Origin of the sequence: Ornithinibacillus bavariensis (genome assembly GCF_050433565.1) — a bacterium.
In the GTDB taxonomy this organism is placed as follows: Bacteria; Bacillota; Bacilli; order Bacillales; family Amphibacillaceae; genus Ornithinibacillus; species Ornithinibacillus bavariensis.
On sequence record NZ_JBNPWZ010000006.1, the window covers coordinates 215,922 to 222,556 of the forward strand.

Here is a 6,635-nt window from a genome sequence, read left to right on the forward strand (position 1 = left end):
TAACTTTTTTGTAATTTACTAACTTTATTGTAAATGTACGGATCATAATGTTGAGGTACTTAATATTCTAATGTTATATGTGTTTTAACATAAATATCCAATTCTTAGCTCAAACAGTCCCTAGCCCCGATTATATGTAAGATTTCCATTCACTCTATAGTAATACAAATAACCCTCTGTCCTCATTTAAGGGCAGAGGGTTAAAAAATGTTTTGATCCACTTTATTGAGATTTACCAACTATTATGTTACTGAACATACTGTCCAAATACATTATAGTTCCTAATTTTTAAATGCAACTATAACAGGTGGTTTACGTATTTCAGTAAACTAAATACTTATATTATAGTTGGTAAATTGGGATGGATGGGAAAATAACAATTACATTATAGCCGGAAAGTATCTCCCACTATCTGTTAAAGAGTTCTATAAGTAAAAGTAATGGATCTCCACAGAGAAGTATACCTTTGTTCTTGTTGAACTAAGCGCCCCGTTACTAGAATAACTTATACCAATACAAAGTGGTTTCTATATTTGGATTATATGACTGTTTCAATGTGTCAACTCCACCTAGTATGAATCCTTGTTTCACATAAAACCTGCACGCTCCAAGATTATCATCTTGAGCCTCTAGAGACATTCCGATAAGTTTTCTTTGTTTTGCCCACTCTTCCGCTTTAGTTAAGAGCAACTTCCCGATTCCATATCCTCTAAATTCTTTTTTTGTAGCGATATTTTCAATATAACAGAAGCGATTCCAATCCTTAATTATTCTAATTTGCCCAATGCAATTATTATTCTTATAAGCTAAAAATAGAGCTTTATCTTCACGGTTTATATATCGGCTCCAATCAAGTTTATCATCTGGGAAACGAATTTCTTCAGTTTCATCAAATAGATTCTCTTCAAAAGACCATTTTCCTGATTGAAAACTGGGTACAACCTTACCAAACACTTTAAAATAATCATTTGTTTTATTGATGTCCTCAATTAATTCATCCTTTAATGGAGAAATTATTATTTCCTCTGCAATATTCATTTTGACACCTCCCCATTCTGACTATTGTGTATTATGCGGCTTCATTCAGCTTCCATAAATCTTGCATATGAGGAATATCCTTTAACATTTTTTCTTCACTAAATTCAAATTGCTTTTTTCCAATGGCAAATAATATGCGAATTAACTTATTACATAAAGCAATTAGAGACTGCATCTTCTTCAATGGTTTATTATGCGTGTAAAGCTTTAAATGCAGAGTTATTTGCGATTAGAATCATACACACCCTAAACAATAGCGCTCGTAACTTTTTTCTACCTCTTTTAGTAATAGTAGTTTTTCCTTTTTGCTTTCCTGAAGTGTTTTCTTTCAGGCTTAATCCAGCAAACTTAATTAGTTGCCGTGGATGAGAGTATTCACTTAGATCACCAACTTCGGCAAAAAAGCCGGCAATTGTATCCTTCCAACACCTTTAATAGCCAACATTTGTTGGACACCAGGTATCTGGTCAATTAATGTATCAATTTTAGAATCCAGTTCTTCGAACTTAATTTGGATTAATTCATATTTATCAATTAATGTTTCAAGCTCCAATTTAGCCATACTTGCACCTTGTTTAAGTCCGATGGACTTACTGGCTGCTTGTTTTAACTCTTGTATTTTACTAAGTCCAACACTACGTTTTACAGCTTTTCTTAGATCAAATAATAATTCTTGATCGGAGAACTTTACTAATTCATGTGGTAACGCGTAGAGCTTTAAAAACTGTAACGCTGCTTTTCCCTCCCACTTTCTGTAGATATATTTGGGAGAATAAAAAAAGCCTATTTGTTTTAATTAAACAATTAAACTCACTTTATTATAAATTCGGCTTGTTCAATTAAAGCACCCGTTTGTTTAATAAAGTCATCATAACTATTGTGAAAATACCTCTATTTTATCGGTAAACAATACAGGTGGATCTGATTCTCCAACATCACTATAATAGCCAACAATTCGTTTGCCTATTTCTAAATCTAATTCTTCATATTCTTCTTGGTTGAGGTGGTAGAACACACCATCATTTTCTTGTGCAAGTTCAATTAGTTCCTCTCTTGTTTTACTCGAAATATCAATGTCTTCCACACTTGGCAAAGATAATACGATGTACATTATTTCATCAAAAGTATCCTTCTCAATGTCAACAATGATACCTTCGTGTCTTTCTCCATAGGTATCATTCTCTTGCTGACTACAAGCTCCCAAATTCACAACAAGTAAAATTAATATTAATACCCTTTTCAAAAAAGCACCCCCAAATAATTTCTGCAAATAAACTCTTTGAACAAATAAATACTCCTTCTTCAAGGATTCTGCCCCAATAGTTTAATAACGGGTACATTATTCCTTCTTGTAGTAACGCACCCGTTACTTGAATAAGGTTTGTTCTTCCTTTATTCGTTAAATTCTTCATATGGGTTCGCATATAAATCTATATCAAATTCAGCTTCAATACTTGATGCAAAATTAATTACGTCTTTATCGAGATACAAAGCAGGGGTATGCCCCTCTTCCATAATGACTATAATAAAGAATTTACATTCAACAGAATAAGTCTTTTTTATCTCACTAATTATTGATACCTTATTTCGAAGTTTGGTTATAATTTGCTGTAATTGTTCATTTACATCAAGAGATTCTTGGTAGCCAGTATCTAAATCCCAAGAAGTCTCTTTTCTAAACTTAGTCGTTTAACGATTAGGAATTATATCTCCTTTTCTATGAGTATCAGAAGGTGTAATCCCTAATTTTTCAGTCACATAATCTAAGGGAAATATATCACCAAGTATACTAAAGTAAACCTTTACCTTTGTTCCCCCCATAGTCATACCTCCGAAAATCTTGGTCCTCTAAAAAATATTCTTATTGTACTAACCTGCCCCGTTAGTTGAAGTACTTAATATTCAGAATCCTATATCTATTTTAACATAAATATCCAATTTTTAGTTTCATCAACAATTAACTCCTATAAATTTTAAGATAATAAATCACAACAAAGTAACCATATAAAAAAAACCTCTGTTCTTATTTTAGAACAGAGGGTTAAAAAATGTTGCTATCCACTTTATTGAAATTTACCAACTATAATGTTACTGGACATCACACAACAAGTGTTATAAGAAAAAATAGTTCTATACTAGAATGCGTTACTAGCGCACAAGACCGCTCCCAATCGAGAGCGATATCATAATAAAGTTATATACTCTTTTGTCAGTTATTGGATTTCCCTTATATAGACATTAAAAAATGTTCTATACTATGCTACCTTTATTTACCAACCTTGTAATTTAAAATCGTATTGTCTATATTGTCTTGTTAAACTAAAGCACCCGTTAGCACAATAAGAACACTATTTATTTAACCTCAAATAAGAATTTGCTTCTTTTTTAATTCTTGAAATAACATCCTCTTTATTAAAATCCAGAGGTAAATTATCATAATGAAGTCTATCAATCATCTCGCTAATTTCATACCATTCAAGTAAATCATCGGGATAATTTAACTCTGTCCCAACAATTTCAAAAATCTTCTTAGCTAAATTAAACATTTCTGATTCGTTTGCTTGTAAAATTTTTCTTGCCAATAAACCAATATAGCCTTTAGCACTTGTCTCAAAGCTCGGCTCTAGTATTTTCAGCTCATTCAAAGCTCTTTTAAAATAATCCTCCACTTCAATTACATTATCACTGAATGAAAATGAAGCAATTATATTTAAAGATGGAGTTGATACATTACTTTCTATTAAACCACATGACCATTTTACATAGTCCTCCGTAACAACAATTCCTTTTTGAATTTTATAGAATAAAGTATTAGTATCCATTTTTCAAACCACCTTAATTAAACTTGCCTTCTAGAAACGCACCCTTTAATTCAAGAAGCCTTTATAATAATGGAAGAATATCAGACAAATCGATAAATTCTAGTTCAGTTTCTGCTTCTGCTTTCGAACGATAAACGGTAATTTTATCATAGGGTTTCATGTTGTCTTGCCATATTCCTATATTACTCAGAAAATCTTCTACGTTTTCAGAAATTATAAAGCACTCTAAATCCCTATTGATATAACAAATTGGTGTGTCATTTTCCGAATCACACTGTTGATAAACAATTCCGACAAATCCTCCTTTACTATCTTTTGCCATAATATCTACATGTGGAACCGTAAAAAACTCTAAATGTGGAATATCATCGTCAAAGATAAATTGAATATCATAATCGTTAGCGTATGTTTGATACTCTTCATTTCTATCATGAACACCCATTGAATTAATGGTTGTTCCTGCTGATATAATCTCAGTATCTTCTAAATTAACACCTATGGCTCCAGAGAATGCTGTTCTATCTAGATAAATTTTTCGCATATTAATCCCCGTTTAATCTTATTTTAAAGTAAATACTCATTACTTTTGTTATTTCTTATTCAACTAAACTGCCCCGTTAGTTGAAGTACTTAATATTCTAAAAGTTATTTGTATTTTAACATAACTATTCAATCCCTTGCTCAAATAACCCGATAAAACTGTAAGATTTTCAATCACTCTTTAGTAATCACAAAAAAACCTCTGTCCCTTTTTAAGGGCAGAGGGTGAAAAAATGTATTATCCACTTCATTGAAATTTACCAACTATAATGTTACTGGTGTTTCATAAAAAATAGTTCTATACTAAAATACGTTAGAACACACATAATGCCATTCCCATTTCAGAGCTATAACATAATAAAGTTATATACCCATTTTACAGTTTTTAGAATTACTTTATACAGGCATTAAAAAAATGTTCTATACACTGTTACTCTAATTTACCGAACTTGTAACAACTGCTTGTTCAACTAATGCAACCGATAGTGAAATAACATTTTTAGAACTGCATTCTATGGGTGAATAATGTGTTTAGATTTTATTCGTTTGAGTAAATGTAACTATATAGGTTAATATCAACACAATACCATATATAATCGCAACAATTACTATAAATATCAAAAGCATAATTGGAGTAAACTCATACAACAAGACTAAAATACCAAGACCTAATGATGCCCCAAACAGAATTCCTAAAAACGTCCAAATAGACGATTCTTTCATACATAACGATAGTACATCTTTGCGTTTCCAACCTATATCCCTTAATAAACGTAATTCTGTTCTCCTTAAAGATAGAAAGGCAGCGTTACTTTCAAGCACCGAGATAATGGTTAAACTTATTGAAACAATAATTACTAGCAGTAATAAAAAGTGGATGGAGTTATTGATAAATTCTCCCAAATTTGTTTTTCCTGTTTTATTCATTGTTGCAATAATGGACGGAATCGTAAACATTACTAATAAAGTTACCACTGATAACTGTAAAAAGGTTAACCAGATGAATTTGCGATAATAATATATATTTCTTAGGAATATTGATTTTCCAGATGCACCTTGCTTTTTTATCTTTTTATTATTAATTGGCATGATACCTCTTATTAAAATGATAATCAGTAAGGACAAAGAGCATACAGTAAACAAAATAAGTGATCCGTTATCCAAAACATGTGATGAAATCATCACCCCGATTATACACAGGGAAACTACTACGGAGACACATGTTAAAATTAATAGTTCTATCAAATGGAAACTAGTAATGTGCCGTTTTCTCCAGCCTAAATCAAACAAGAGTTGAGCTTCCTCTTGTCTTAATTCTCTCCAAAAAAAGATACGGTTCAACATATAAATTAACCCAATAAGAACGAACAGGAAGCTAATAACAATATTAGATAAAGTCCATCCATCGGAGATAGTTGTGGCGGCACCAATACTTGTCCACTGTTGTTTTACCATACCGATGGATTCTACATCCATGTTCATCGTTTCAGGGGATGCCCCGGCAACAATATCAATTTGAAAATCGCCTAATTGATACAACTGTTCAACGACATCCAAAATCTTTCGCTCTGCGGAATCATCATATGATGAAATACCGGAAACTTTAATTCTAATAGCGTCTATTGGAGCATTACCTTTAATTAGCTCTGCATCTTCAATTTGGATTACACCATGAGCGGGAGAAGCAATAAAACTCCCAGCAACACCTGTTTCGTGTACCACTTGTCCATTCTCTGTTGTAGTTGGTGCTTGATGATATATCCCTAATGGACTGGCAGATAAGGATTTTTGATTTTCTTTTGCGGTGTAGGAGCCTACCGGAAACAACACAAACGGATAGTCTCTCATCTCGTATGCTGGTTTTCCTTTTTCTATTAATTTACGATGAATAGGTACTTCCGATTCTGTACCAACTTGTTTTACAGACAAATAGCCATCATGTATACCATAATCAATAGTCTCTGTAAAATAAAATTTAGTCGTTTCTCCAATAGACTTTGCGTACCCTGTTACTTCTATTGGTTTACCTGTATAATCTAATGCAATAGGTTGAGAATCAAATGTAGATAAATAAGGTGACAAATCAAACTCGTAGGTTGTTTGAGATAGACGTTCTGTTTCGGTTAGAGTTTCCAGAAAGTCACGACTGTCTTTTTCTCCGTCAATAATAAAGTCTAACATATCCTCGGGACTTAGATGGAAGCGTTTTTTTATTGCCAAAGTATCCATAGTATC

General features: G+C 32.1%; 5 protein-coding genes and 2 pseudogenes. All 7 read right to left on the reverse strand.

Features of this window, described 5'->3' with window-relative positions:
* Positions 1–495: 495 nt before the first annotated feature.
* Positions 496–1,038, reverse strand: a complete 543-nt coding sequence (locus tag HNR27_RS12480) for a GNAT family N-acetyltransferase (RefSeq protein WP_429339964.1) — start codon at positions 1,036–1,038, stop codon at positions 496–498.
* 31 nt (positions 1,039–1,069) lie between these two features.
* Positions 1,070–1,792: pseudogene (locus HNR27_RS12485) on the reverse strand (transposase); the annotation flags it as partial.
* Positions 1,793–1,912: 120 nt separating this feature from the next.
* Positions 1,913–2,281, reverse strand: coding sequence for a hypothetical protein (locus HNR27_RS12490; protein WP_429339965.1), 369 nt, complete (start codon positions 2,279–2,281; stop codon positions 1,913–1,915).
* 149 nt (positions 2,282–2,430) lie between these two features.
* A pseudogene (locus HNR27_RS12495) lies at positions 2,431–2,859 on the reverse strand (DUF4279 domain-containing protein).
* 527 nt (positions 2,860–3,386) lie between these two features.
* Entirely contained in the window at positions 3,387–3,860 is a 474-nt protein-coding gene (locus HNR27_RS12500; RefSeq protein ID WP_429339966.1) for a hypothetical protein, read from the reverse strand.
* A 61-nt stretch (positions 3,861–3,921) separates the two neighbouring features.
* Positions 3,922–4,401: a hypothetical protein gene (locus tag HNR27_RS12505; RefSeq protein ID WP_429339967.1), complete on the reverse strand. Its 480-nt coding sequence runs from the start codon at positions 4,399–4,401 to the stop codon at positions 3,922–3,924.
* A gap of 530 nt (positions 4,402–4,931) precedes the next feature.
* Positions 4,932–6,635, reverse strand: a 1,704-nt coding sequence (locus tag HNR27_RS12510) for an FtsX-like permease family protein (RefSeq protein WP_429339968.1), incomplete at its 5' end; no start/stop codon positions are given.

Coding starts and splice junctions, on each gene's coding strand:
- HNR27_RS12505 (WP_429339967.1), bottom strand. CDS start 4,401: ATGCGAAAAATTTATCTAGATAGAACAGCATTCTCTGGAGCCATAGGT.
- HNR27_RS12500 (WP_429339966.1), bottom strand. CDS start 3,860: ATGGATACTAATACTTTATTCTATAAAATTCAAAAAGGAATTGTTGTT.
- HNR27_RS12480 (WP_429339964.1), bottom strand. CDS start 1,038: ATGAATATTGCAGAGGAAATAATAATTTCTCCATTAAAGGATGAATTA.